We start from the raw sequence: 23,480 nt of genomic DNA on the forward strand, positions 1-23,480 counted from the left end.
TAAAATGGCACGCAAGGTCACAAAGGCGATCTTCCCCGTCGCGGGGCTGGGCACCCGGTTTCTGCCTGCAACGAAATCGGTCCCGAAAGAGATCATGACCCTGGTCGACCGCCCGTTGGTTCAATACGCCATCGACGAAGCCCGCGCGGCCGGCATTACCGAGTTCATCTTCGTGACATCCCGCGGGAAATCCGCGCTGGAAGACTATTTTGACCACAACCTCGTTCTTGAGCAGGAACTGAAGGCCAAGGGTAAAGACGCGCTGCTGGAAACGCTGAACGCGACCAATATGGAAAGCGGTGCCATTGCCTATATCCGTCAGCACAAGGCGCTGGGTCTGGGCCACGCGGTCTGGTGCGCGCGCCGCCTGATCGGTGACGAACCCTTTGCGGTGATGCTGCCCGACGATGTCATTGCAGCGGATAAACCCTGCCTTCAGCAGATGGTCGAAGCCTATGAAGACACCGGCGGCAACATGGTTGCCGCGATGGAAGTACCCGCAGACAAAACCAGCTCGTACGGGGTTTTGGATGTGGGCGAGAACATCGGCCCGGTGGTCCGCGCACGCGGCATGGTCGAAAAACCCGAGCCCAATGAAGCGCCGTCAAATCTGGCCGTCATCGGCCGTTACGTGCTGGGTCCCTCGGTGCTGTACAATCTCAATCAGTTGAAGAAGGGCAGCGGCGGTGAAATCCAGCTGACCGACGCCATCGCCGAAGATATCGGCAACGGCGTTCCGGTATTCGGCTACAAGTTCGACGGTCAGCGCTTTGATTGCGGATCCAAGTCCGGGTTCCTGCAGGCCACTGTTGCGTTTGCCCTTGCTCGGCCCGACCTGCGCGACGATCTGAACACCTACCTGCACGACATCGTCGCCACAGGCCAGGCGGCCCAGTAGGCAGCGGGTTTCCTCACATCCCAACCTGTGACACATCAAACCGGGCAGCCCGCTGGCGAGTGCCCATTTGTGACGTGCGGAAAGCACGTTAGGAAATAGTTTCACGGGAGTTCGGCCCGGTCAGACCGGATTCATAGGCATCACGGCAATGTGGCGCGCAATGCAAGTGTCGGACCCACAGCCACAGGAGGACGCCCCGTGTCACAGAACTCGCCCCGTTTGAACCTGCCCTTTCTGCAACCCTCGCAAGCTCAGAAACACGTCACGCATAACGAGGCGCTGCGCCAGCTGGACCTGATCGTTCAGATGAGCGTTTCCGCGACGAACGCATCCACCCCGCCCGCTGTCCCGGATCAGGGTGAGGTTTATGCTCTTGGCGACACGCCAACCGGTGACTGGGCGGGACATGGACGAATGCTTGCGGCGTGGCTGGACAATGCCTGGCACTTTGTCACACCGGACACGGGCTGGCGCGTATGGGACGAAGGTGCCGGGCAAATGAAGATCTGGGATGGAAATACCTGGATCGCCCCCCCGGTGGCGACACAAAATCTGGAAGGCGTGGGGATTGCCACAGGCCATGACAGTACAAACCGCCTGTCGGTCCGGTCCCCGGCAACCTTGCTCAGCCATGATGGCGGCGGGCACCAGCTGAAGATCAACAAGGCCAGCGTGGGCGACACGGCCTCGCTGTTGTTCCAGTCCAACTGGACCGGACATGCCGAAATGGGTTTGTCCGGTGGCGCCGGCTTTTCCATCAAGGTCTCGCCAGATGGCGGTAGCTGGACAGAGGCGCTGAGCTTTGATCCAGCTACCGGAACCGCGAGTGGTTCGGCGATTCAGGAAAGCGCCGGCGATACAACCACCGGTCGCCTGATGCGGGCGGATTACGGATACGGACCAGGCAACGTGCTGGGACCGGTCACTGAAAACGCGGGCACGCCAACTGGCGCAGTGATCGAACGGGGGAGTACGGCAAACGGTTCTTATGTCCGGTTTGCCGACGGAACACAGATCTGCACGGTCGCGTTGCCGGCAATAGGCTGCACGATCGCAGAGGGGGCGATGTACGCCAGCGACGCGGCGTCCTGGGATTTTCCGATTGCCTTTGCCTCCGGCACCGAGGTCGCCGTCAGTGGCAGCGGCGGCTCGGCAACCCGGTTCGTCGGCTTCGATGCACCGACCGAAACTGCGGTGACCTTCAAAGTGTTGGCGGCTGCGTCGGATGCAACGGCCTTGCAACCAACGGCCACGGCAATCGGCCGCTGGTTCTGAGCTTTGCTACCGTCCGGCTCTGCGTTCGGGCGGTTAACTGGCGCGCAGGTCCGCGTCGGCCTGTTCCAGAAACCAGGCATAGGTTTCGCGGATACCATCTGCGAGACCGACCCGTGCGCGCCAGCCCATATCCGCCAGACGGGAAACATCCATCAGCTTGCGCATGGTGCCATCCGGTTTGCTGGTATCCTGCGTGATGCGCCCGGTGAACCCGATTGTTTCGGCCACCAGAGCGGCAAGCTCTGCGATCGAGACATCCTGACCGCAACCCACATTGATATGGCTCAGCATCGGTTGGGTGTTCGCCTCATAGACGTCGCGCGGCAGGTCGAGCACAAATAGCGATGCCTCGGCCATATCGTCCACATGCAGGAATTCGCGGCGCGGCTTACCTGTGCCCCAGATCACCACCTCGTCCAAACCGTCGCGCCGCGCCTCGTGGAAACGGCGGATCAGGGCAGGCAGAACATGGCTGTTCTCCGGGTGGAAATTGTCGCCCGGACCATAGAGGTTGGTCGGCATAACCGAGCGGTAATCGACGCCGTGCTGCCGGTTGTAGCTTTCGCACAGTTTGATCCCGGCAATCTTGGCCACGGCGTAAGGCTCGTTAGTGGGCTCCAGAACGCCGGTCAGCAACGCGTCTTCCCGCATCGGCTGCGGGACGGCGCGCGGATAGATGCAGGAACTGCCAAGTTGCAGCAGGTGTTTGACCCCGGCGGCAAAGGCCTGATGGATCACGTTGCACTCGATCATCAGGTTTTCGTAAATGAACTCTGCCGGGTAGGTATCGTTCGCATGGATGCCGCCAACTTTCGCAGCGGCCAGAATGACCACATCGGGGCGCTCGGCCTGCATGAAGTCGCGCACGGCGGTCTGATCGGTCAGGTCCAGCTCGGAATGCGTGCGGGTGATCAGCTCAAGCGGCTCGCCGGCCCCCTGACGATCCCGCAGGCGGCGCAGGATCGCACCACCCACCATGCCGCGGTGACCTGCCACGTAGATCTTGCGCATGTCGCTCTCCTCAGCCGTTTTCCAGACTTACCGGCAGTTCATAGCCATGCTCTTTCAACAGGGCATGACGTTTCGCGGTCCTGAGGTCCTCGACAACCATCTCGGCGCACATTTCCTGCACGGTCAGTTCCGGTTCCCAGCCCAGCTTGGTCTTTGCGTTGGACGGATCGCCCAGCAGGGTTTCCACCTCGGCCGGGCGGAAATATTGCGGGTCGATGCGCATGATCACATCTCCGGGCTTCAGGGCCGGCGCGTTGTCGCCTTCGACGGATTTGACGGTCGCGATCTCGTCGACGCCCTCGCCTGAAAATTCAAGCGAGACGCCCAATTCCGCTGCAGACCATTCGATGAACTGGCGCACCGAATACTGTACGCCGGTGGCGATCACGAAATCCTCGGGATTGTCCTGTTGCAGCATCAGCCACTGCATCCGCACATAATCCTTCGCGTGGCCCCAATCCCGCAGGCTGTCGATATTGCCCATGTACAAGCAGTCTTCCAGACCCTGCGCGATGTTTGCCAGACCGCGCGTGATCTTGCGCGTCACAAAGGTTTCGCCGCGGCGCGGGCTTTCGTGATTGAAGAGGATGCCGTTGCAGGCATACATGCCATAAGCTTCGCGGTAATTCACGGTGATCCAGTAGGAATACAGCTTAGCCACCGCGTAAGGCGAACGCGGGTGGAACGGGGTCGTCTCGCGTTGCGGGATTTCCTGCACCAGACCATAAAGTTCCGATGTCGAAGCCTGATAAAAGCGGGTCTTCTTTTCCAGCCCCAGGAAACGGATCGCTTCGAGCAGACGCAGAGTACCGATTGCATCCACATCCGCAGTGTATTCCGGCGACTCGAAACTGACCGCCACATGGGACTGCGCGCCCAGATTGTAAACCTCGTCAGGCTGAACTTCCTGAATGATTCGCGTCAGATTCGAAGTGTCGCTCAGATCCCCATAGTGCAGATGCAGCTTGGGGTTGGGCACGTGCGGGTCTTGATAGATATGGTCGATCCGCTGGGTGTTAAAAGACGATGCCCGGCGCTTAATCCCATGAACTTCATAACCTTTTTCCAGCAAAAATTCTGCCAGATATGATCCGTCTTGCCCGGTAATACCGGTAATCAATGCCTTTTTAGTCATAGTATTTTCCCACGGATTCTTGTGTTCCTATTTGTGGCCTCAAAAACAGCAAGAAGTTCCGAATTGCAACCCAAGGCACGGCGAGGCCATTGAAACAGGCGGAACTTTCCTGAATGAATGCATTTCTAAGGCAACGATCGCGAAAAAGGGTTTTCAGGTATGCGTATTGCGATGATCGGCACCGGGTATGTTGGGCTTGTCTCTGGTGTGTGTTTCTCCGATTTCGGTCATGACGTGATCTGTGTCGACAAAGCCGAACAGAAAATCCAGACGCTGCAGACGGGCGAAGTTCCGATCTATGAGCCCGGCCTGGACGTGCTGATGGCGAAAAACGTCGCCGCCGGCCGCCTGAGTTTTACCACCGATCTAGCCTCAGCTGTCGACGGGGCCGACGCGGTGTTCATCGCCGTTGGCACTCCCACCCGGCGCGGCGACGGCCACGCCGACCTCACTTACGTAATGGCGGCGGCCGAAGAAATCGCGCAGGCGGTGACAGGCTATACCGTGATCGTGACCAAATCGACCGTCCCGGTCGGGACCAACCGACAGGTTCAGAAGGTTGTCGCCGCCGCCAACCCCGATGCCGAGTTCGACGTGGCCTCGAACCCCGAATTCCTGCGCGAGGGCGCGGCCATTGACGACTTCATGCGCCCGGACCGGGTGGTTGTCGGGGTTGAAAGCGATCGCGCGGCTGATGTCATGGCCGAGATCTACCGGCCGCTCTACCTGCGCGACTTTCCGATCCTGACCACCGATCTGGAAAGCGCCGAGATGATCAAATACGCCGCCAATGCGTTTCTGGCGACCAAGATTACCTTCATCAACGAAATCGCGGGCCTGTGCGAACGCGTCGGCGGTGACGTCAAGGAGGTGGCCCGCGGGATCGGTCTGGATGGCCGCATTGGCAACAAGTTTCTGCATGCCGGCCCCGGCTATGGCGGGTCGTGCTTTCCCAAGGACACTGCGGCGCTGGCCCGGATCGGTCAGGAACATGCCCATCCGATGCAGATCACCGAAACCGTCATGCGTGTGAATGACGAGGTCAAGAAACGGATGATCGAAAAGATCCGGGAAGCCTGCGGCGACAGTTTCAATGGCAAGACAATTGCCATCCTCGGCGTCACTTTCAAACCGAATACGGACGACATGCGTGATGCGCCGTCGCTGACGATCGTTCCGGCACTGATTGGCGGCGGGGCAAAGGTGCGCGTCGTCGATCCGCAGGGCAAGTCCGAGGGCGAGGCGCTTTTGCCGGGGGTCGAATGGCTTAGCGATCCATACGATGCCGCGAAAGGTGCCGACGCTGTGGTGCTGCTGACCGAGTGGAACGAGTTCCGTGCGCTGAACCTGACGGACCTGGCCGGGGCGATGCAAAGCCCCCGCATGGTCGATCTGCGCAACATCTATTCCAAACGCAAAGCCCTGCAATCGGGCTTTGACGCCTATGTCGGGGTCGGGCGCTGACCGCCCTGCCCCATTATTCCGCCAGCCAGATTTTGCGGCGACGTTCCTTGACCAGTTCATTGCCGTCTTCGGTGCCGTCGTGGAAGGTATTGAACCACTCGTCCCACGGGGTTTCCCACGTGCCATAGTTGCAATCGAAGAACCTGTGGTGCAGTTGATGAAAGAAATCCCCGACCTGAAACCTGGCCTTGTTTCCAAGCTTCACATGCTCGAACCCGGCATGTGAGGTCGGCGCGCCGATGCCATGGTGAAACAGCAGGAAAATCGCATGGACCGGGTGCGACGGCAGCAGGAAGAAGATCATCGTGTCGAACATCAGGAAAAAGCTTTCGACCGGGTGCATGGCAAGTCCGGACCACGGGCCGGTGTTGATGTTCCGGTGATGCCAGGCATGCACCCTTGTATAAAGCGGGCCGACATGCAGCAGGCGGTGCAGCCAGTAGAAGTGAAACCCTGCCCAGATCGGCACAAAGATCACCATCACAACAAACCAGACCGGGTTTGACCCTAATGTGATCATCGTGACCCAGCCATTGGCATAGGCGTACAGGATGAAACACTCCCAAAATGTCCAGAAGGTCAGCGCCGGGCCAAGCGTCCAGAACATGTTGTCCCAGACCTGGTTTTTGAAAGTAAAGACCTTGGCCCCTTTCATCATCGGGCGCATGTCATAGCGGTACTCGTCCTGCTGCGTGCGGAACTTCCAAAGCGCCAGATGCAACCCGCCGGCGACCACCATCAGGATGCAGAAATTGCAGAACCAAATCTCGGCCACCCAATCCCAGCTGAACGTTTCGATCCTTGCCAGTGACGGCGTCAGGAACGTCCAGGTGATGGCCGCAAAAATCAGAAGAAACGCGCGCAAGGCCAGCGGATTCCAGCTTTGCAGCAGGTACTTCAGCGCGGCCAGCGGTTTCATCGGCCAGTCCCAATAGGGCGATGTCTGAATTGGCAGGTGCGGAGTATAATTCCAGATCTTGCGTTTGGGGCGCGGTGGCAGGGCCGGGTCTGACATGGCGGGGCTCATCGTGTTTGCTTGCTGCTGGCAAGTGTATGGGTGCGGCGTCAAAGCTCAGAACGTATTGTCTTGCCGGTCAGGCTAAGATTTGCTTAGCCTACTTCTATGTCGTCGCGTATCCCCTCGCTCAACTGGCTGCGTGTGTTCGAGGCCGCAGCCCGAACCGAAAGCTTCGCGCGCGCCGCCGCGCAACTGAACATGTCGGCCGCGGCGGTCAGCCAGCAGGTCAAGGCGCTGGAAACCCGGCTGGGAACCCCGCTGTTCCATCGTCATGCGCATGCGGTGACGTTGACGGAAGCCGGACGCGCCTACCTGCCATCGGTCCAGCAATCCCTGCTGATGCTGGAAACCGCCACCGCCGGTCTGTTCGGCGAAACGCGTGCGCAGCGACTATATGTTCAATCCGTTCTGCTCTACGCGCACGGGATTCTGGCTGGTGGTTTGCCGGCTTTCCAATCCGACCATACCCAGATCAACCTGTCCCTTTCGACAGGAAATCTGATATCAGACTTCGCCAACCGCTTCACCGATCTGCAAATCGTGTTCGGCAACCCGTCCCTGTTCGGCACTGAAGGCGACGAGTTGTTGCGCGAACGCCTGTATCCCGTCGCCCCGCAAGAAATCGCAGAGCAGATCACGCACCCGCAAGACCTGTTCGGGTTTCCACTGATCGAAGTTTCGACCCACCGGGCCAGTTGGCCACATCTGTTCGAGTCCCTTCGACTGCCGGCCGGTCAGGCGCGATACTTTTTTGCCGACAATTCCCTGATGGCGGCGGAACTTTCCGCAAGTGGCGGTGGAATTGCACTGGCCCGCGCCCCTGCCTCGGACCGGATCATGACACTGTCGGGGCTTGTCCCCTGCCTGCCCGGGATTGAGGTCGCGGGGCAGGAAGCCTATCACCTGATCTACCCGTCACGCACCGCGCTGCGCCCCTCCGCCCGCGTCTTTCGCGACTGGCTGCTGGACTACAGCGCCGCTGTCCAAACCCGGTAACGCCCCTGCCCCGTCACTTCGCGGATCAGGCCGCGCCGGGTGAACCGGTCGATATTGCGTTGGACCGCCGCGCGCGATGCCTGCGTCTTTTCCTGGGCAAGCGGGGCTGAAACCATGGGCCATGCCGTCAGAACATCGACAAGCAGGGGCGGCGTTCGTCCGCTGAGTTCGGCCGTGGCTTCGCGCGCGCGCCGTTCCCAGGCGCTGACCCGGTCGAGATGCAGCAACGCGGCCAGCGCGGCCTGCCCCACCCCTCTGATCCACGCAGACAGTTTCTCTGCCGGCTCTCCCACACCGCGCAGAGCGCCCGGACCGGACAGCGCCAGCGGCATGAACATCGCCCCGCCCCGCCCCATCGTCGCCGCGTGGCGCGCGGCGATAATGGCCGCTTCGGTGTCCTGCCCGATCCCCGGAGATAAAGCCCGCCACGCATGAAACCCCATCGCGGCCTGGGTGACCGGATGCAACCCTTCGGCATTGCGCATAACCTCGGCCAGATCAGCGACCGCATCGGGAATCTCCTCGATTCCCTGCGCCATCCGGTCCAGAAACGCGGTCAGCCCGGATTCCCAACCGCCTTCCGACGGGCCCGGACCCGATGTCAGTCGCCGCACCGCCCAACCGGCGCGAAACAGCGCCTGAACGTCATCGCCGGTTGCCCCGATCCGCAGGCCGGTCCACAACGCCAGCCGATCCACGCTGATCCGATCCCCGGTCCACCAGCCAAGGTCCGAGACGTCCATCAACGCCAGACGATGTGCCCACCCTTTGGGACCGGCGCGCAGGCGTTCATCCAATGCGCCGAAGGTCACCGCCAGATCGGCAAGCTCGAACGACAGATCCGACTGCGCCGCGCGCCAGTCTCGGGGATCGAACAGCAGGCGCTGGTCGGTCCTTGGCCCCGGAGGCAGGAAATCTTCGGAAGGTTCGCCTTCGTCGGATGGAAGAAACCAGAGATCGTCCTCTTCGGCCGGGTCAGCATCATAAATGCTCGGAGGGCCGATCGCTTCGGCGTCCTCATCAGGATCAGGCGAGACAGGGTTCGACGTCATACCCGGTATATTTCGGACATTTCCACCTGTTCACAAGGCGTTTTCGGCACTTCCCGGGCATCAGCCGGCGAAAGTTGCGGACAGCATGTCCAACTCTCCGCCCAGATCCGTCTGATCATCGCTGCCGATCAGCATAAAGCCGTAGCCGTCCTGCGCCCAGGTCGCGGTAGCCAGCCCGCTGAGAACCGCGTGTTTCACATCCCGGCTCGGCGCGCCTTCTCCCTGACGGATCACGCAAAAGGCAAAGGGTCGCCCCTGTTCGTCTGCAAATACCACCTGAACCAGCGGTTTGCCCCTGAAGGAAAGCGTCTGCGCCCGCTTCAGTTTCATGCCGGGCAGCGCCTCAAGCGCCGCGCGGTTGAGCGAGCGGCCAAGCTGTTCTTCGGCCTGCGCAAACTGCGCGTCCAGAGCTTTGGGCGAACTGTCCAGCTCGGCTATCGTGTGCGGCGCGTAGAGCGACTGGTAAATGGCCGCTTGTTCGGCCCAGCCCATCGGCTCGGGACGCATCACCCAATAGGTCGCCGAGACCGCGATAACCGCGACCGAGGCCGCAACGGCCAGCAACCGCAACGGCCCTCCGGCAGGCTGCGCCGGGCTGGCAGGTGCGGTTTTGGGCAGATCGGGCTGGGGTGTTTCAGCGGGTATGCGGCTGAACACGGCCCCGACCACCGGCGCAATCGGATCCAGCGCCATCAGGCGGCGTTCAAGTTCCGGATCGGCCTCGACCGCGGCTTCGATCGCGCCGGCCTCGGCCTCATCCAGATTGCCTTCCAGATACGCCAGTAGCGTTTCGTCGGAAAACTTCATTTGCCACTCCGTCGAACGGCGTCCGCCGCGTCATGCTGCATCAGGTTCTTCAGTTTTTGCCGGGCATTGGACAACCGGCTCATGATGGTTCCTATCGGCACCTCCAGCAGCGCAGCGGCTTCGCGGTAGCTGTAGCCTTCGACGAATACAAGCACCACCGTTTCCCGCTGCGCTTCCGGCAGCTGCATCACTTTCGTAAACACTTCGGCGGCGAAAATATTCGTTTCCGGGTCCGGTCCGGACGAAATTAATTCCGCTTCCGGAGTAACCGACAGCGCCTGCGCCTTGCGCACCGAGCGCGACCGCACCTCATTCAGCCAGATCGACCGGCAGATCGTCATCAGCCAACTGTCCAGCCGTTCATAGGAGGTTACCTGATGGTGACGCTCAAGCGCACGCAGGCAGGTGGATTGCAGCAGGTCATCCGCCACGTCCGAGGCCCCCGACAGCGCAAGCCCGAACCGCCAGACGCGTTTCGAATGCGTCTGGATCGCGGCACGCACGGCCTGTTCGGAAGTTATCTCACCACCCATCGAATAATTCGCGACCTGTGTGTGTTTGTCTGTCACGGACCGGGCCCGCGGGGTCAGGACTGACATAACCCGAGGAGGAAAGAAATGAAACTTCTGTTGAAGGTGGTCACGATTGCGTCGTCAATTGTTGCAACCCCGATACTTGCCGACAGCTGGACCCTGTCGCCCGAGGGGTCGCATCTGGCCTATGGCACCATCAAGAAGAACACTGTGGGTGAGGTCAATTCTTTCACCGGTCTCAGCGGTCATGTCACGCCGGACGGCAAGGCCGAGATCCGGATCGACCTGTCTTCGGTCGAGACCAATATCGACATTCGAAATGAGCGGATGATCGAGCATGTGTTCCGCGGGAGTGGCACCGCCTTGCTGACTGCCGCCTTTGAAATGGCTGACCTTTCCGGCCTTGGCACCGGCGAGACCACCACGGTCGATGCCGAGGCCGTGTTGTCGCTGGCCGGGACGGATATCGCATTCGATGCCGAGATGTTCGTGGCGCGCCTGTCCGAGACCTCGGTGATGGTATCAACCAACGATATGGCGTTCCTCGGCACCGGGGATGCAGGTGTGAACGCAGGTGTCGATAAGCTGATGGAACTGGCCGACCTGCCCGGCATCACCCGAACCGTGCCCGTGACCGCGCGGTTGATCTTCAACCTGGATGGCGCGCAGGCCGCAGCGGCACCCGCTGCACCGGTTGCCGTTGCTGATATCGCAGGCGACGTCAAAGCGGGCAAGAAAGTATTCCGCAAATGCAGCGCCTGCCACAAGCTGGACCCGGAGCGCCATACCGTTGGCCCCTCGTCGCATGGCATTATCGGAGCAACGGCCGGGCAAGCCGACGGGTTCCGGTTCTCAGAGCCGCTGCAATCCTCCGGCATCGTCTGGACGGCCGAAGCCCTGACCGCCTTCCTGTCCGACCCGCGCGGCACCGTCCCCGGCAACAAGATGCAGTTCCCCGGCCTGAAGAAGAACGAGGACATCACCAATCTCATCGCCTATCTGCGCGCCGAAACACAGAGCTGATCCGGGTCCCGGCGGAAACCGGGCTTTCCAATCCCTGCATTGCCACGCTATCCCTTGTCCCACCTCAGACAAGGGAGAAGCGGGGCATGGGCGATACGGTCAAACTGACATTGGATGACATCCAGGATCTCAGCCTGTCCATCCTGACCAAATCCGGGTTCGGTCCGGATCATGCGTCTGCGATCGCCAACACGTTGACCACCTGCCAGATCGACGACTGTCAGTCGCACGGCCTGTTTCGCCTGTTCATGTGCGTCGACACAATCAAGGCCGGAAAAATTGACGGGCACGCGGAACCCGTCCTTGCGCCTTCGGACAACGCCCTGGTCCGGGTGAATGCGCAGGGCGGAATGTCATTACTGGCCTTCGAGAAGGCATTGCCCGAGCTGATCGAGAAAACCCGCACACACGGAATCGCGGCCATGGCCATCAACCGCTGTTTCCACTTTTCCGCGCTCTGGCCCGAGGCAGAGCGCCTGTCCGCAGCCGGTCTGGCGGCGATGGCGATGGTGCCCAGCCACGCCTGGGTGGCGCCTGCCGGAGGCACACGCGGCAGTCTGGGTACAAACCCGCTGGCCTTCAGCTGGCCGCGTCAGGGTCAGGACCCGTTCACCTTCGATTTCGCCACCAGCGCCTTTGCCCGGGGCGAGATAGAACTGTATCGCCGCGCCGGAAAGCCCCTGCCCGAAGGCGTCGCCATCGACAAGCAAGGCAACCCGACCACAGATCCGCAAGCCGCTATGGACGGCGCGATGCTGACCTTCGGCAGTTACAAGGGCTCGGCCCTGTCGATCATGGTTGAGCTGATGGCCGGGCCGCTGATCGACGACCTGACCAGCCTGGAAAGCATGGCATTCGCGGAAGGTGCAGGTGGCGCGCCCTATCACGGCGAGATCATCCTCGCCTTTGACCCGGAACAGTTCAGCGGGGGCCGCGTTGCCGAAAACGATGCCCGGGCCGAGCGCCTGTTTGCCGATATCACAGATCAGGGGGCCCGCCTGCCCTCGCAACGGCGCTTTGCCGCCCGCGCCCGAAACACCGCCCGCGGATATGTCGAGATTGCGAAGACCCTGCACGATGATCTGCGGGCTTTGGCTGATCAGGCTTAGCAGCGCCAAGACCCCTTCCCCTTGTTCCCGGCGCTGGCTAAGAAGTTCCTCCAACCCAAAGTCAGGAGGCCCCCTTGGACCGAATTGCCCGCACCATCGCCACCGAGATCAATGCCCGGCCTGAACAGGTCGGTGCCGCGGTGAGGCTGCTGGACGAAGGGGCGACTGTGCCATTCGTCGCCCGCTATCGGAAAGAGGTGACCGGCGGGCTGGACGACACGCAACTGCGCACGCTGTCCGACCGCCTGACCTATCTGCGCGAGCTGGAAGCGCGGCGCGACACGATCCTGAACTCGATCAGGGAACAGGGCAAGCTGACCGACGATCTGGCCAAATCCATCGCGCGGGCGGACACCAAAGCGCAACTGGAAGATATCTACCTGCCCTACAAACCCAAGCGCCGCACCAAGGCGATGATCGCGCGGGAAAACGGTTTGGAGCCGCTGGCCGATGCGATCCTGGCGGATCGCGCCACCGATCCCGAGGTTACGGCGCAGGGTTACGTCACCGAAGCGGCGCCCTCGGTCCGCGACGCCCTGAACGGGGCCCGCGATATTGTCGCCGAACGGCTGACAGAGAACGCCACCCTGCTGGGCGAGCTGCGCAATTTCATGCAGCGCGAGGCCCTGCTGAATTCGAAGGTGATCGACGGAAAGGAACAGGAAGGGGCGAAGTTCAGCGACTATTTCGATCACACCGAACTGTGGGCCAAAACCCCGTCGCACCGGGCACTGGCCATGCTGCGCGCTTCGAAGGAAGGCATTGTCACACTTGACATTGCGCCCGAACCCGAGGCCGGCGCTGCCCGGGCCGAAGCCATTGTGGCGGCCCAACTGCAAACACGCGGCGACGGTCCCGGCGATGTCTGGCTGCGCAAGGTGGCGGGATGGACCTGGCGGGTAAAGCTGTCGCTGTCGATGATGGTCGAACTGATGGCTGACCTGCGGAGCCGGGCGCAGGATGACGCAATTCAGGTTTTTTCGCGAAATCTCAAAGACTTATTGTTTGCAGCACCTGCCGGTGCATGGGCGACCCTGGGTCTGGACCCTGGCATTCGCACCGGCGTCAAGGCTGCGGTCGTCGACGCAACAGGAAAAGTGGTTGCAACGGACACCCTGTACCCATTTCAGCCTAAAAATGACCTGCGCGGCGCGCAGGCCACACTTCTGAACCTGATCGCCAGCCACAAGATAGAACTGATCGCCATCGGCAACGGTACGGCCAGCCGGGAAACCGAGAAGTTGGTTGCGGATACCCTGAAACTGCTGCCAAAATCTGTCGCCACGCCCACCAAAGTCGTTGTGTCCGAGGCCGGCGCGTCGGTCTATTCCGCCTCTGAACTGGCCGCCCGCGAGTTTCCCGACCTCGACGTCTCGCTGCGCGGGGCTGTTTCGATTGCTCGCCGGCTGCAGGACCCGCTGGCCGAACTGGTCAAGATCGAGCCGAAGTCCATCGGCGTCGGTCAGTACCAGCATGACGTGGATCAGCATCGTCTGTCGCAATCGTTGGAATCGGTAATCGAGGATGTGGTCAACGCGGTAGGCGTCGACCTGAACACGGCATCTGCGCCCCTGCTCTCTCATGTGTCGGGTCTGGGCCCCGGTCTGGCCGAAGCCATCGTCCTGCACCGCGATCAGCACGGCGCGTTTCAGTCGCGCCACGATCTGTTGAAGGTTGCGCGCCTCGGACCTCGGGCCTTCGAACAAAGCGCCGGGTTTCTGCGCATTCGGGACGGTTCGGAACCGCTGGACGCCTCTTCTGTCCACCCCGAAGCTTATGAGGTCGCCCGGCGGGTCGTTGCCGCCTGTGGCCGGGATATTCGCCAGATCATGGGCCACGAGGGTGCGCTCAGAGGTTTGCGGGCCGAGCAATTCGCCGACGGCACCTTTGGCCTGCCTACCGTGCAGGACATCTTTGCCGAACTTGAAAAGCCCGGCCGCGACCCCCGCCCCAGTTTCGTGACCGCAACCTTCACCGATGGCGTCGAGGACATAACCGATCTCAAACCCGGAATGGTGCTGGAAGGCACTGTTACCAATGTCGCCGCTTTCGGAGCGTTTGTGGATATCGGGGTGCATCAGGACGGTCTCGTGCATGTCAGTCAACTGGCCGATCGTTTTGTCAAGGACCCGCATGAGGTGGTCAAAACCGGCCAGGTTGTCAAAGTCACCGTGGTCGATGTGGATGTGCCGCGCAAGCGGATCGGGTTGACCATGCGCAAGGATGGCGGGGTCTCAGCCCGTGAAGATCGTGCCAGTCAGGGCCCAAAGAAGAGCACAGGTCATTCAAAACGCAACGGATCGCAACGCGCAAAATCCGGGCAAAATGAGCAGAACAGCGCAATTGGCGATGCGCTGCGTTCCGCGATGAAGAACCGGTGACGGAATGAGGGGCTGCTTCAGGCGCCTCATGTGCGATGGTTAATGGATGGGTTCAAAGGCGTCGGGTTCGAGTTCCTGCCAGAATTCAAAGATGGCGGCGGCATTCAGTCCCGAACGCCACCCATGCGCGCGGAAATGTTCGCGGTCCAGATCATTGTCCAGACCGGCAAGGAACAGCCGTTTATCCGCATCGCGCTGCGTAGGGTTTCGCCGCGAAACCAGCTCTTCCACGACTTTGAATTTACGGGACCGCTCTGCCCGATCCGCCGCACGCGCGGCATAGGCCTGGTCCTCCAGCGCCTTTTCAGCGTCTCTCTGCCGCGCAGCTTCAACCGCTTCGGGGCTGGGTTCCAGGGGCGCCTCCTTTTCCGGCTGCTGATAGTTGTCGCGCAAAGCTGCAGACAGATACCCGACCGTGGACTTCACCCCATCCTGCCCGGTGACATAGTCCAGCTTCTGCTGAACGTAATCTTCACCGTGTTCCGAAATCCATTGACGGGCCAGTCGGTCCGAAACCCCCTGCTTGCGTAGCGTTTTGTATACCTGCAAATTGCGGACGCCATCGCTGTCATCGATCTCGAACATCGCCTTTTGCGGGTTTCCCTTGATCAGAAACCGAATCTCGGTGACGGTGCGTCCTTTTTTTTGAAACTCGGGCTCGATCAGGATGTCCGAGCTTTTGTTCACTTCGGCGACGGCCGGCTTGATGATCTTAGCGTTCAGATGTTTGAAGCTGCTGTAGTAATCGCTGCCATCCACGCCCATGAGCTTCCGAAAGACCTCCAGCGCCCACCACCCGGTCGAACCGGTCCGCACAAAGCGATAGCAGTTTTCATAAAGCGCCAGCCCATGACCAGAGCTGAAATTCCTCTGGATCTGGACATTGATCAAAGCATAGATTTTCGGGTCGTACAGCTTCTGCGCCAATGCCGGGGAATAGGCATACTCACACACGCCGTTCTTCAGCTTGGCAAAACTCAGCAGCGATGACACCCCCCATTCCTGCCGCCCCTGCTCGTCCAGCATGTCCCACTCGGCCACGGTTTCTGCCAGCGCCCGCAAGCTGGCACGCAGCGTGTCGAAGTCGTTGGAATTGTACCCCACCATCATCGCCAGAGTGCGCGCGTCGATTGTGTGCGTTGCGGCGGATGTCAGGGCGTCATAGGCGTTCAGCAAAAGCACATTGGACAGCTTGCGCTGCAATAGCGTGAGCTTGCCGCTGATATGAATCGCGGCGACATTTTTTTTCACCGTCTCCCGGCGCAATGCCCCGGTCAGGTGATCCATGTTCAGGTCTGTATCCGGCATGATTCTGCCTGGCTGCTCGTTTTGGTATTTGTGGCATGAAAAGTACCTGTGGATCAATCTTCTTTGGGTACCCAAATACGGGGGCACATGAATCCCGTGTTTGGGTACCTGAACGCGAGTGCAGTCGAGTTATCCCCAGACACATCGGGGACAATCCCGGATGCCGAGTCCCAACACTTCGGATCGCGTACAGTTCGATGGCGGATTAGGGTCTAAATGTCACAGAAAATCAGCATCCTGCGAATCGGAGCCCTTCTTCCCGGATTCGGGCGCTATCTCTCCTGTAAGCGGGTACCTTCAGTCCTGTATTCTGGTGCCTTTCGCACCGGAATCGGGTACCCATTTGTATTTTAGTGTTTGAAATATATTGCTTTTTTGGGAGTAAAGAATCCAAACCCTCTAAAAAGAATAAACTCTTTGTTCTTCCTGGTGTGCTTCTTTCTTTGGGTTTCGTGGCGAAACCGGGCTTCTGTAGCGAATTCTGTGGAAAACCCACTTACAGAGGATAGCTTTGAATGCTGATGTTCGCTATATTGAGCAATATACGCCGGTAAGGCGAACATTACCTGAGGCATCGACAGTGAATAAATCTAACCAACCTCCCCTGCCCCCTTACCTGAATCTGGATCCCGAACTCGCGGCGGCAAAGTTGCCCGATCCTATCGGAACCTCACGATTCGCAAAAGCGGCGGCATTCTGCGCCAAGGGGCGTGAAGACCTGGCCCGTCGCGGTTATGCACCCGATGGTGAAAAGCGCCTGCGCCGCTTTTCGATCTGGGAAATTACCAAGTACCTGATCCCCATTGCTCCTGCCCATCTCCGACGAGTTCTGAAAGCACATCCCGAACTGCCGCAGGGCGAAGGCGAGGCCGGTTCCAAATGGTTTACGCTGGAAGAGGTTCTGACGCTCAGAAAGCACTTTGCCGCCGAAGGTGTCAGCACCAAGGAATACCTGCCGTACCGGCCGGAGGGACTTCCGGCAAAGGTGGTCGCTGTTGCGAATTTCAAGGGCGGTGTCGGCAAAACCTCGACCGCCGCGCATCTGGCCATGTCTGCCGCGCTGGACGGGTACAAGGTTCTGGTCATCGATCTCGACAGCCAGGGCTCGATGACGTCCATTCTCGGCGGCAATGTCGCTGATGAGTGGCAAACGGTATTTCCGCTGATCGCCAAGGACTATGCCCGTGCGGTGCAAGAGGAAAACCGGGTGCGGGCCGCCGCGGCGCAGCCGGAAATTCCGCTGGATGAAACCCTGCAGGAGGCGTTGAACACCCTGCCCCTCGACGTGATTCAAAAAACCCACTGGCCGAATATCGATCTGATCGGCGCACAGCTGAACCTGTATTGGGCCGAGTTTCAGATACCGGTCTGGCGCATGGGATTGCGCAGCTGGCCGTTATGGGACGGGCTGACCAACTTTCTGAACGATGAAGCTGTGTTGAATGACTATGACATCGTCTTCCTCGATACCCCTCCTGCACTTGGGTACCTAACGATCAACGCGCTGGCCGCCGCCGATATCCTGCTGGTGCCGTTGGGGGCGTCTTTCCTTGAGTTCGACTCGACGGGGCGGTTTTTCGACATGCTCTACACCACCTTTGCCAGCATTGAGGATGGTGAGAATGCAGCCCAGAGGGCAGCCGGATTGCCGGAGCTGAAGTTCGAGTGGGACGTCGTGAGGGCGATCGTGACCCGGTTTGATGCCAGTCAGCAAACAGACATGGCCAATGTGATCCAGGCCTATTTCGGGGATTTCATGAATGCCTACCGACAGGACTATACCGCGCTGGTCGGTCAGGCGGGTGAGCAGGTCAACGGAATTTACGAAGCGGATTACCGGGACTTCAACCGGGATACTTATGTGCGGGGCCGTGAAACCTTTGATCGGACCTATGCGGAATTCAAAGAGGTTCTGATCGGATGCTGGTGGCGCGACGCACAGATGGGAGAAGAGGCAAATGGCTAAACGCAGAAGACTGACCGCACCGGACACAGCCGAGCTTGAACAGCTTGAAGCCGGTTTCGCCGCGAAACCCTCGATCAGCCCGTTCGAGGGGAAATCGTCGACCCCGCCCATAGCGCAGGTTGCAGCAGAGGCGGCGGCCCTGAATGGCATGACCGCCGTGACTGATCGACTGGCGCTGGCGCAGGATCAGGGTGACGCCGCGCGTTGGCGTGATGCGCAGGACGCCGGGTTGGTGGCCGAGATGCTGCCCCTTGATCGGATCGACGCCGATTTCATTCGCCGGGATCGCATGGTCGAGGATGAGGAGGCCATGGCTGAGCTTCTGGACTCGTTGCGGGTTCACGGCTTGCGCACCCCGATCGAGGTCACACGCGATGGGGACGGTTTTGGGTTGATCTCGGGGTTCCGTCGATTGAATGCATTCCGGCGGCTGGTGGAAACGGACGCACGGTTCTCCGAGATTCCGGCATTCATCCGCGATGCCGGGTCGGGGCAGGGTGCCTATGTCTCCATGGTTGAAGAGAATGAACTGCGCGCCAATCTCAGCCCGTATGAGCGAGGGAGGATAGCTGTTCTGGCGGCGGGGCAGGGGGTATTTGCCACGACCGAGGCGGCGGTCGATGTGCTGTTTGCGGCCGCATCCAAGGCAAAACGGTCCAAGGTTCGCAGCTTTGCGGTCGTGCACGAGGCCCTTGGCGACTTGCTACAACATCCCGTAGCGCTGTCCGAAAAGGCCGGATTGAAGCTGGCCGCGGCGTTGCGCGACGGCGCGCAATCCAAGCTTCGCCAAGCGCTGGCCGGGGCAGGGGTAATTGACCCGAAATCGGAATGGGCTTTGCTTGAGACTGCATTGAAGGATGCGCCCGCGCCGGAAAAAGACACGTCACGCGGAGGCCGCCCGCAACAGGTGCAGCGTCTGGCGCCGGTAACGTTGCCGGGCGGAGGAAAAATCTCGGGTGAAGTTTCTGCAGGCGAATTGCGAATTCGCATTCGCGGCTGGGAGATTTCAGCCGAAGATGCTCAATCGCTTCTGGAACAGATCGCCGAACATATCGAGTAGTTTCGCGGCGAAACCGGGTTGGTTGCGGGATAGAGCGAAAGGAAAACAGGGTATCCCGCCACTGTCTGCGCGAATCCTTCGCCCGCGTCTTTAGAGTGGTTTGGTCATCGTGAAAATTGACTTCGCTAACTAGTGCGCAAAAAGAATCATTTTTGCGCACTAGGCTTGACAAGCCCTGACAGATGGGGATGTCGCGCAAACCGCACTGAATCCAATTTTCCCAACGTTTCCGCCGATGACGTGCTCACCGGAATTACTCTAAAGTCCAACACAGAGTCCGAAGTCCACTGAGGGAGAGATATGCGGTTCGCGGCAAGAGTTATGGTTTGGGGTCTAATTCTTGCGACTTGCTCCGGCGTCGCTGCCCAGGAATTGGGACCGCGCCCGGAATTTGCCGAGCCCGACTTTGAGGCCGTAGAGTTGGGGCAGTTGCTTTTCTACGACCCGATCTTGTCGGGAAACAGAAACATCAGCTGTGCAACCTGTCATCACCCCAATTTGGGCACGTCAGACGGCCTTTCGCTTGGCATCGGCGAGGGCGGGGTCGGGCTAGGGGCAAAGCGCAGGTTTGACCCGGGCAATCCGCCGGAACAGCGCATCCCGCGCAATTCCCCGGGACTGTGGAATCTGGGTGCCACCGAGTTCAAAACCTTTTTCCATGACGGGCGGCTTGAGGCCGACCCGACAAAACCCAACGGTATCCGCACACCGCTCGGCCAACATATGAGACCCGGTTTTCAATCTGCTCTGGCCGCTCAGGCGATGTTTCCGGTTCTGTCGCCTGATGAGATGGCGGGCCATTATTCTGAAAATGACGTGAGCAAGGCGGTAAGGCTTGGTCTGTTCACGCAGGAGGGGGGTGCGTGGGATCTGATAGCGGCGCGCGTCGCGGCGGTCCTCGAGTATCGGGATCGTTTTGCGCGGGTGTCCCCCGGGGAAAAGATCACGTTCACAGCCATCGCCAATGTAATCGCGGATTTCATCGCCTTCGAATGGCGCGCCGACAACAGCCCGTTTGATCGTGCGATGCGGGGCGAGGCGACGTTGCCGGAAGATGCCCGGATCGGGATGGAGCTATTCTATGGTAAGGCCGGGTGCAGCGTCTGCCATTCGGGCTGGTTTCAAACGGATCACAGTTTTCATTCCATCGCGCTGCCACAGATCGGCCCCGGGAAGGCGGCCAGATTTGAAAACCATGTCCGGGATGACGGCCGCCTGCGGGTGACCGGCAACACAGAGGACGCCTTTACTTTCCGCACACCTTCCCTGCGAAATGTGACCCTTACCGCGCCTTACGGGCATAACGGTGCATATGCGCGGCTTGAAGACATTGTGCGTCATCATCTGAACCCCGCGGATACGCTACGCAGCTATTCTATGGACATGGCGCTGTTGCCGGATTTTCCGGGCTCGGATGATCAACGGCCCCTGCTGGATGCCGAGCATGTAGCAGCAATCGCCAGAACCGGGGACCTGACCGAGATCAGCCTGACGGATCGGGAAGTTGACGCGATCCTCAGCTTTCTGGGCAGTCTGGAAGACCCGGCAGTGCGGCTGGGCGTTCCGGACAGCGTTCCGAGCGGTTTGCCGGTCGAGCGTTGATCATCGCTCAATCCGAAGGGTCTGGTTGAGGCTATATTCCTGCCATTCACCGGCTTCGCCGTCGGGCCAGATAATCCGTAGCTGGGCTGTTTCTGCGTCCCCCAGCCCGAAATGATGAGACCCCGCGATGCCACTGGCATGCCCGCCGCCGACTGTGATTTCGCGGGTCTGGACGCCCGATGCGGTTCTGACCTCGATAAAGCCGCCGACGGCGAACCGGTTCGGATGGTGCTGCGCAACATCCACCAACAGCCAACGTCCGTCCCCGGGCTGGTTCTGAGAAACCTCAAAGGGCGCGCCGCGATTGACGACCACCAGATCCAGCCATCCGTCATTGTTGAGATCGGCCAAAGCCGCGCCCCGCGACTTTGCCATCGACGCAACACCTGATTGAACCGAGGTTTCGACGAACCGCCCATCCGTGTTCTGCAAAAGCAGGTTGTTGGGGTCGCTCAACGCCGCGTCCGGCATCTGCTCGACATTTCCCTTGGCCACGAAGATATCGTCTAGCCCGTCATTGTTGACGTCGCCAAACTGTGCATGCCAGCCGGTCGATGGGCGGCCATCTTCACCGACATGCGGCCGGTGCGCCGTGGTGCCCTTGTCATAAGTCGCATCGCGCCAGGTCGGGCCGCCGGCTTCAGGATCGAACACCTGCAGTTTCTGGTCGCCCATCGATGTCAAATAGACCTCGGGGAAGCCGTCGCCGGTCAGATCCCGAGAGGCAATTCCCATGCCCCAGATCGAATAGGGCAGCCATCCGTCCGCGGGCGCGTAAAGTACGGGAATCTGCTCCATCGCCCAAAGCTGTTCCTGTCCGTTCCGCACATAATAGTGGCGGTCATTGCTGACACGCAGGTCCGCCCGGCCGGTCCGCGACCAGTCGGAGAACAGAAGAGACAAAGAGCAATGGCCCGGTTCAAGGTGTTCCGGTTGGCGATATTTGTCCCCATCCGGCCGATACAAAACCGTTGGCCCGCAGGCTTCGAACGGTCCGTCGGGGTTGCTGCGGTCCACATATGTACCGAAGGCCAGCGTGGGCAGGGTCTGATCCGCCTCCCAGGTTGCTGAGAACCCGGTTGTCCAATAATCGCCTGACTGAAAGCCGAGAGCGTCAAAGGGGCTGAATGCGCAATCCGGTGCGCCCTTCAAAAGCAGATCGGCACCGACGCGCAGAACGGCCAGATCCATCAGGCCATCCCCGTCGATATCCAGCGGGTAGACACCGGTGACACCGGTCAGGGCCAATTGATCCGGGGTGTCCGCGCGAAATGCGACGCTGTCGCCCGATATGTTCCGGAACAGTTTGGATGGATTGGCACCGCCTGCCGCAAAAAGCTCGGGCAGGCCATCCCCGTCGCAATCGAAAACGGCCACGCCGCCGCCCACAAAATGCTCCCAGCCGCCGTCATAGACATGTTCCTCTATGTCAACCAGCGTGAATTGGGGGGTCCGGACCTCGGCGCTGGATGCTGAGGCAAAGGCAATGAGGATAAAAAGCTCAGGACGCATTTTTGGCCAGTTCTTTCACCTTGAGGATCGAGACCTGTTCGATGCCGTAAGCCGCTGCGCCCTTGGCCCACATCAGGTCGCCCCAGTGATGAACCTTTATTTCCGGCAGCGGGGTATCAACATTCACCACGCCGCTGCGGATACGGTTCATCACGTCTTCGGAATACAGGTGTTCCAACCCCATCTGCGCCCCGGAAAGAATAATGCACTCGGGGTCAAACAGGTTGATCAGGTTCGAGATTCCCAGACCAAACATCTGGCCCGCTCGTGCAAGGACAGAGATTGCCATTTCGTCTCCGGCGCCGGCCCGGTCGTGGATATCGGCGACCGTGCTGGTGTTCTTGCTCTGATCACCGACCGTCATTTCCCGGATCAGCGCATAGTCTCCGACATACGCTTCCAGACATCCACGCTGGCCGCATTGGCACAGCGCACCGTCCAGCTGAACTTTGGCGTGCCCGAATTCGGCTCCGCAGCCCCGTTCCCCCCGAAACAGCTTGCCGTCCAGCACGATGCCAAGGCCGACACCATGTTCGATCGTAACCACCAGAAAGTTTCTGAGACCCTTACCAAAGCCGAAATGCTGTTCTGCCTTGGCCACGAGGTTGGCGTCATTCTCGATAAAGGCCGGGCAGGGCAGGGCGGTGGACAGCAGCTGGCTGAAATCAACATTTCTTTCCGTCAGGGATGACGACCAGTGCACAAAATTCCGGTTGGCGTCGACAAGGCCGGCGACGCCGATTGAGACGCCTGACAGGTTTTCAAGCGTCCCGTCGATTTGGGCGCAGGCTTCTTCCAGCACAGTTCGAATGGTCTTTACGAATACTTCCGGTGTCATCTGGGCGTCGGGCAGCTGATGTTTGTACGAGGTAACAGAGGTGCCTTCAAAATCCACCAGGATCACAGACAAGACGTGACGCGCAACCTTCAGACCCGCGACTAGGTGGGTTCCGCCGTCCAGTTGAAGCAGGACGCGGGGTCGTCCCCTTTTCGCGGTTTTCGATTGCTGTTCACCTTCGATCTCTTTGATCAGGCCGGCCGAGATAAGATCAGCCGTGGCTGCCGTGACCGTCGCCGGACTTGTCTGCAACGCGCTGGCGATGTCGATCCGCGATGTCGAACCCCTGGTCCGGATGTGTTCCAGAACCCTCAGCCGGGTCACGTTTCGCTGGTCCATGGAGTTTTGAGAATCTTTGCTTTTCAGCATCTTGTTCCCCTGATTCTGGTATTCGCCCCAATTTATTGGGTTTCCGCAGGTTCTGATAGAGTAAATATTTTACTAGCTAAAATAAATATGATATTCAAAATTCTGAGAGTCACGAATCGAGAT

At 60.0% G+C, this 23,480-nt stretch carries 19 protein-coding genes; 10 read left to right on the top strand and 9 right to left on the bottom strand.

What is annotated here, in order from left to right; all coding sequences use genetic code 11:
- Positions 1-4 precede the first annotated feature (4 nt).
- Together ACR0D8_RS11985 and ACR0D8_RS11990 are read left to right on the top strand one after the other, a co-directional pair.
- The gene (locus ACR0D8_RS11985; RefSeq protein ID WP_475164654.1) at positions 5-898 is read left to right on the top strand and encodes a UTP--glucose-1-phosphate uridylyltransferase; all 894 of its coding nucleotides are present in this window, start codon (positions 5-7) and stop codon (positions 896-898) included.
- 198 nt (positions 899-1,096) lie between these two features.
- The gene (locus ACR0D8_RS11990; RefSeq protein ID WP_480646697.1) at positions 1,097-2,173 is read left to right on the top strand and encodes a DUF2793 domain-containing protein; all 1,077 of its coding nucleotides are present in this window, start codon (positions 1,097-1,099) and stop codon (positions 2,171-2,173) included.
- A gap of 33 nt (positions 2,174-2,206) precedes the next feature.
- On the opposite strand, the gene fcl is transcribed toward ACR0D8_RS11990, so the two are convergent.
- Complete coding sequence (fcl, locus tag ACR0D8_RS11995; protein WP_480646698.1) at positions 2,207-3,184, bottom strand: GDP-L-fucose synthase; 978 nt, start codon at positions 3,182-3,184, stop codon at positions 2,207-2,209.
- Positions 3,185-3,194: 10 nt separating this feature from the next.
- Positions 3,195-4,319 (bottom strand): GDP-mannose 4,6-dehydratase, encoded by a 1,125-nt coding sequence (gmd, locus tag ACR0D8_RS12000; protein ID WP_475164646.1) that lies wholly within the window; start codon positions 4,317-4,319, stop codon positions 3,195-3,197.
- Between the two features lie 159 nt (positions 4,320-4,478).
- Between gmd and ACR0D8_RS12005 the strand changes: the two genes are divergently transcribed.
- Positions 4,479-5,783 (top strand): UDP-glucose dehydrogenase family protein, encoded by a 1,305-nt coding sequence (locus tag ACR0D8_RS12005; protein ID WP_480646701.1) that lies wholly within the window; start codon positions 4,479-4,481, stop codon positions 5,781-5,783.
- 13 nt (positions 5,784-5,796) lie between these two features.
- Here ACR0D8_RS12005 and ACR0D8_RS12010 read toward each other — a convergent pair whose 3' ends face one another.
- Positions 5,797-6,798, bottom strand: a complete 1,002-nt coding sequence (locus tag ACR0D8_RS12010) for a sterol desaturase family protein (RefSeq protein ID WP_480646703.1) — start codon at positions 6,796-6,798, stop codon at positions 5,797-5,799.
- 108 nt (positions 6,799-6,906) lie between these two features.
- Between ACR0D8_RS12010 and ACR0D8_RS12015 the strand changes: the two genes are divergently transcribed.
- Positions 6,907-7,797: a LysR family transcriptional regulator gene (locus ACR0D8_RS12015; protein ID WP_480646704.1), complete on the top strand. Its 891-nt coding sequence runs from the start codon at positions 6,907-6,909 to the stop codon at positions 7,795-7,797.
- Here the strand turns inward: ACR0D8_RS12015 and ACR0D8_RS12020 are convergent.
- Genes ACR0D8_RS12020 through ACR0D8_RS12030 form a run of 3 tightly spaced genes read right to left on the bottom strand, consistent with a single transcriptional unit; the run spans position 7,770 to position 10,225 of the window.
- Complete coding sequence (locus ACR0D8_RS12020) at positions 7,770-8,849, bottom strand: helix-turn-helix domain-containing protein (protein ID WP_475164637.1); 1,080 nt, start codon at positions 8,847-8,849, stop codon at positions 7,770-7,772. The genes ACR0D8_RS12015 and ACR0D8_RS12020 overlap by 28 nt on opposite strands.
- A gap of 60 nt (positions 8,850-8,909) precedes the next feature.
- Positions 8,910-9,656 (bottom strand): hypothetical protein, encoded by a 747-nt coding sequence (locus ACR0D8_RS12025; RefSeq protein WP_480646706.1) that lies wholly within the window; start codon positions 9,654-9,656, stop codon positions 8,910-8,912.
- The gene (locus ACR0D8_RS12030; RefSeq protein ID WP_475164632.1) at positions 9,653-10,225 is read right to left on the bottom strand and encodes an RNA polymerase sigma factor; all 573 of its coding nucleotides are present in this window, start codon (positions 10,223-10,225) and stop codon (positions 9,653-9,655) included. Before ACR0D8_RS12030 ends, ACR0D8_RS12025 begins: the two co-directional genes overlap by 4 nt.
- 48 nt (positions 10,226-10,273) lie before the next feature.
- On the opposite strand from ACR0D8_RS12030, the gene ACR0D8_RS12035 reads away from it, so the two are divergent.
- From ACR0D8_RS12035 to ACR0D8_RS12045, 3 genes are all read left to right on the top strand, one after another.
- The gene (locus tag ACR0D8_RS12035) at positions 10,274-11,212 is read left to right on the top strand and encodes a c-type cytochrome (protein ID WP_480646708.1); all 939 of its coding nucleotides are present in this window, start codon (positions 10,274-10,276) and stop codon (positions 11,210-11,212) included.
- Between the two features lie 86 nt (positions 11,213-11,298).
- Positions 11,299-12,321: an Ldh family oxidoreductase gene (locus tag ACR0D8_RS12040; RefSeq protein WP_480646710.1), complete on the top strand. Its 1,023-nt coding sequence runs from the start codon at positions 11,299-11,301 to the stop codon at positions 12,319-12,321.
- Between the two features lie 74 nt (positions 12,322-12,395).
- The gene (locus tag ACR0D8_RS12045) at positions 12,396-14,702 is read left to right on the top strand and encodes a Tex family protein (protein ID WP_480646712.1); all 2,307 of its coding nucleotides are present in this window, start codon (positions 12,396-12,398) and stop codon (positions 14,700-14,702) included.
- Positions 14,703-14,741: 39 nt separating this feature from the next.
- Here ACR0D8_RS12045 and ACR0D8_RS12050 read toward each other — a convergent pair whose 3' ends face one another.
- Positions 14,742-16,010: a replication initiation protein gene (locus ACR0D8_RS12050; RefSeq protein WP_480646714.1), complete on the bottom strand. Its 1,269-nt coding sequence runs from the start codon at positions 16,008-16,010 to the stop codon at positions 14,742-14,744.
- 580 nt (positions 16,011-16,590) lie between these two features.
- Here ACR0D8_RS12050 and ACR0D8_RS12055 point away from each other — a divergent pair.
- From ACR0D8_RS12055 to ACR0D8_RS12065, 3 genes are all read left to right on the top strand, one after another.
- The gene (locus ACR0D8_RS12055) at positions 16,591-17,976 is read left to right on the top strand and encodes an AAA family ATPase (protein ID WP_480646716.1); all 1,386 of its coding nucleotides are present in this window, start codon (positions 16,591-16,593) and stop codon (positions 17,974-17,976) included.
- Positions 17,969-19,036, top strand: a complete 1,068-nt coding sequence (locus tag ACR0D8_RS12060; protein WP_480646718.1) for a ParB/RepB/Spo0J family partition protein — start codon at positions 17,969-17,971, stop codon at positions 19,034-19,036. The genes ACR0D8_RS12055 and ACR0D8_RS12060 overlap by 8 nt, the downstream gene beginning before the upstream one ends.
- A gap of 321 nt (positions 19,037-19,357) precedes the next feature.
- Positions 19,358-20,638: a cytochrome-c peroxidase gene (locus ACR0D8_RS12065; RefSeq protein WP_480646720.1), complete on the top strand. Its 1,281-nt coding sequence runs from the start codon at positions 19,358-19,360 to the stop codon at positions 20,636-20,638.
- Here ACR0D8_RS12065 and ACR0D8_RS12070 read toward each other — a convergent pair whose 3' ends face one another.
- Together ACR0D8_RS12070 and ACR0D8_RS12075 are read right to left on the bottom strand one after the other, a co-directional pair.
- On the bottom strand, positions 20,639-22,150 hold the full coding sequence (locus tag ACR0D8_RS12070; protein ID WP_480646722.1) for a CRTAC1 family protein: 1,512 nt from the start codon (positions 22,148-22,150) through the stop codon (positions 20,639-20,641).
- Positions 22,140-23,357 carry an ROK family transcriptional regulator gene (locus ACR0D8_RS12075; RefSeq protein ID WP_475164614.1) on the bottom strand — a complete coding sequence of 406 codons (1,218 nt, stop codon included), beginning with the start codon at positions 23,355-23,357 and terminating at the stop codon, positions 22,140-22,142. The genes ACR0D8_RS12070 and ACR0D8_RS12075 overlap by 11 nt, the downstream gene beginning before the upstream one ends.
- Between the last annotated feature and the right edge of the window lie 123 nt (positions 23,358-23,480).

Source organism: Ruegeria sp. BG10, from assembly GCF_056538575.1.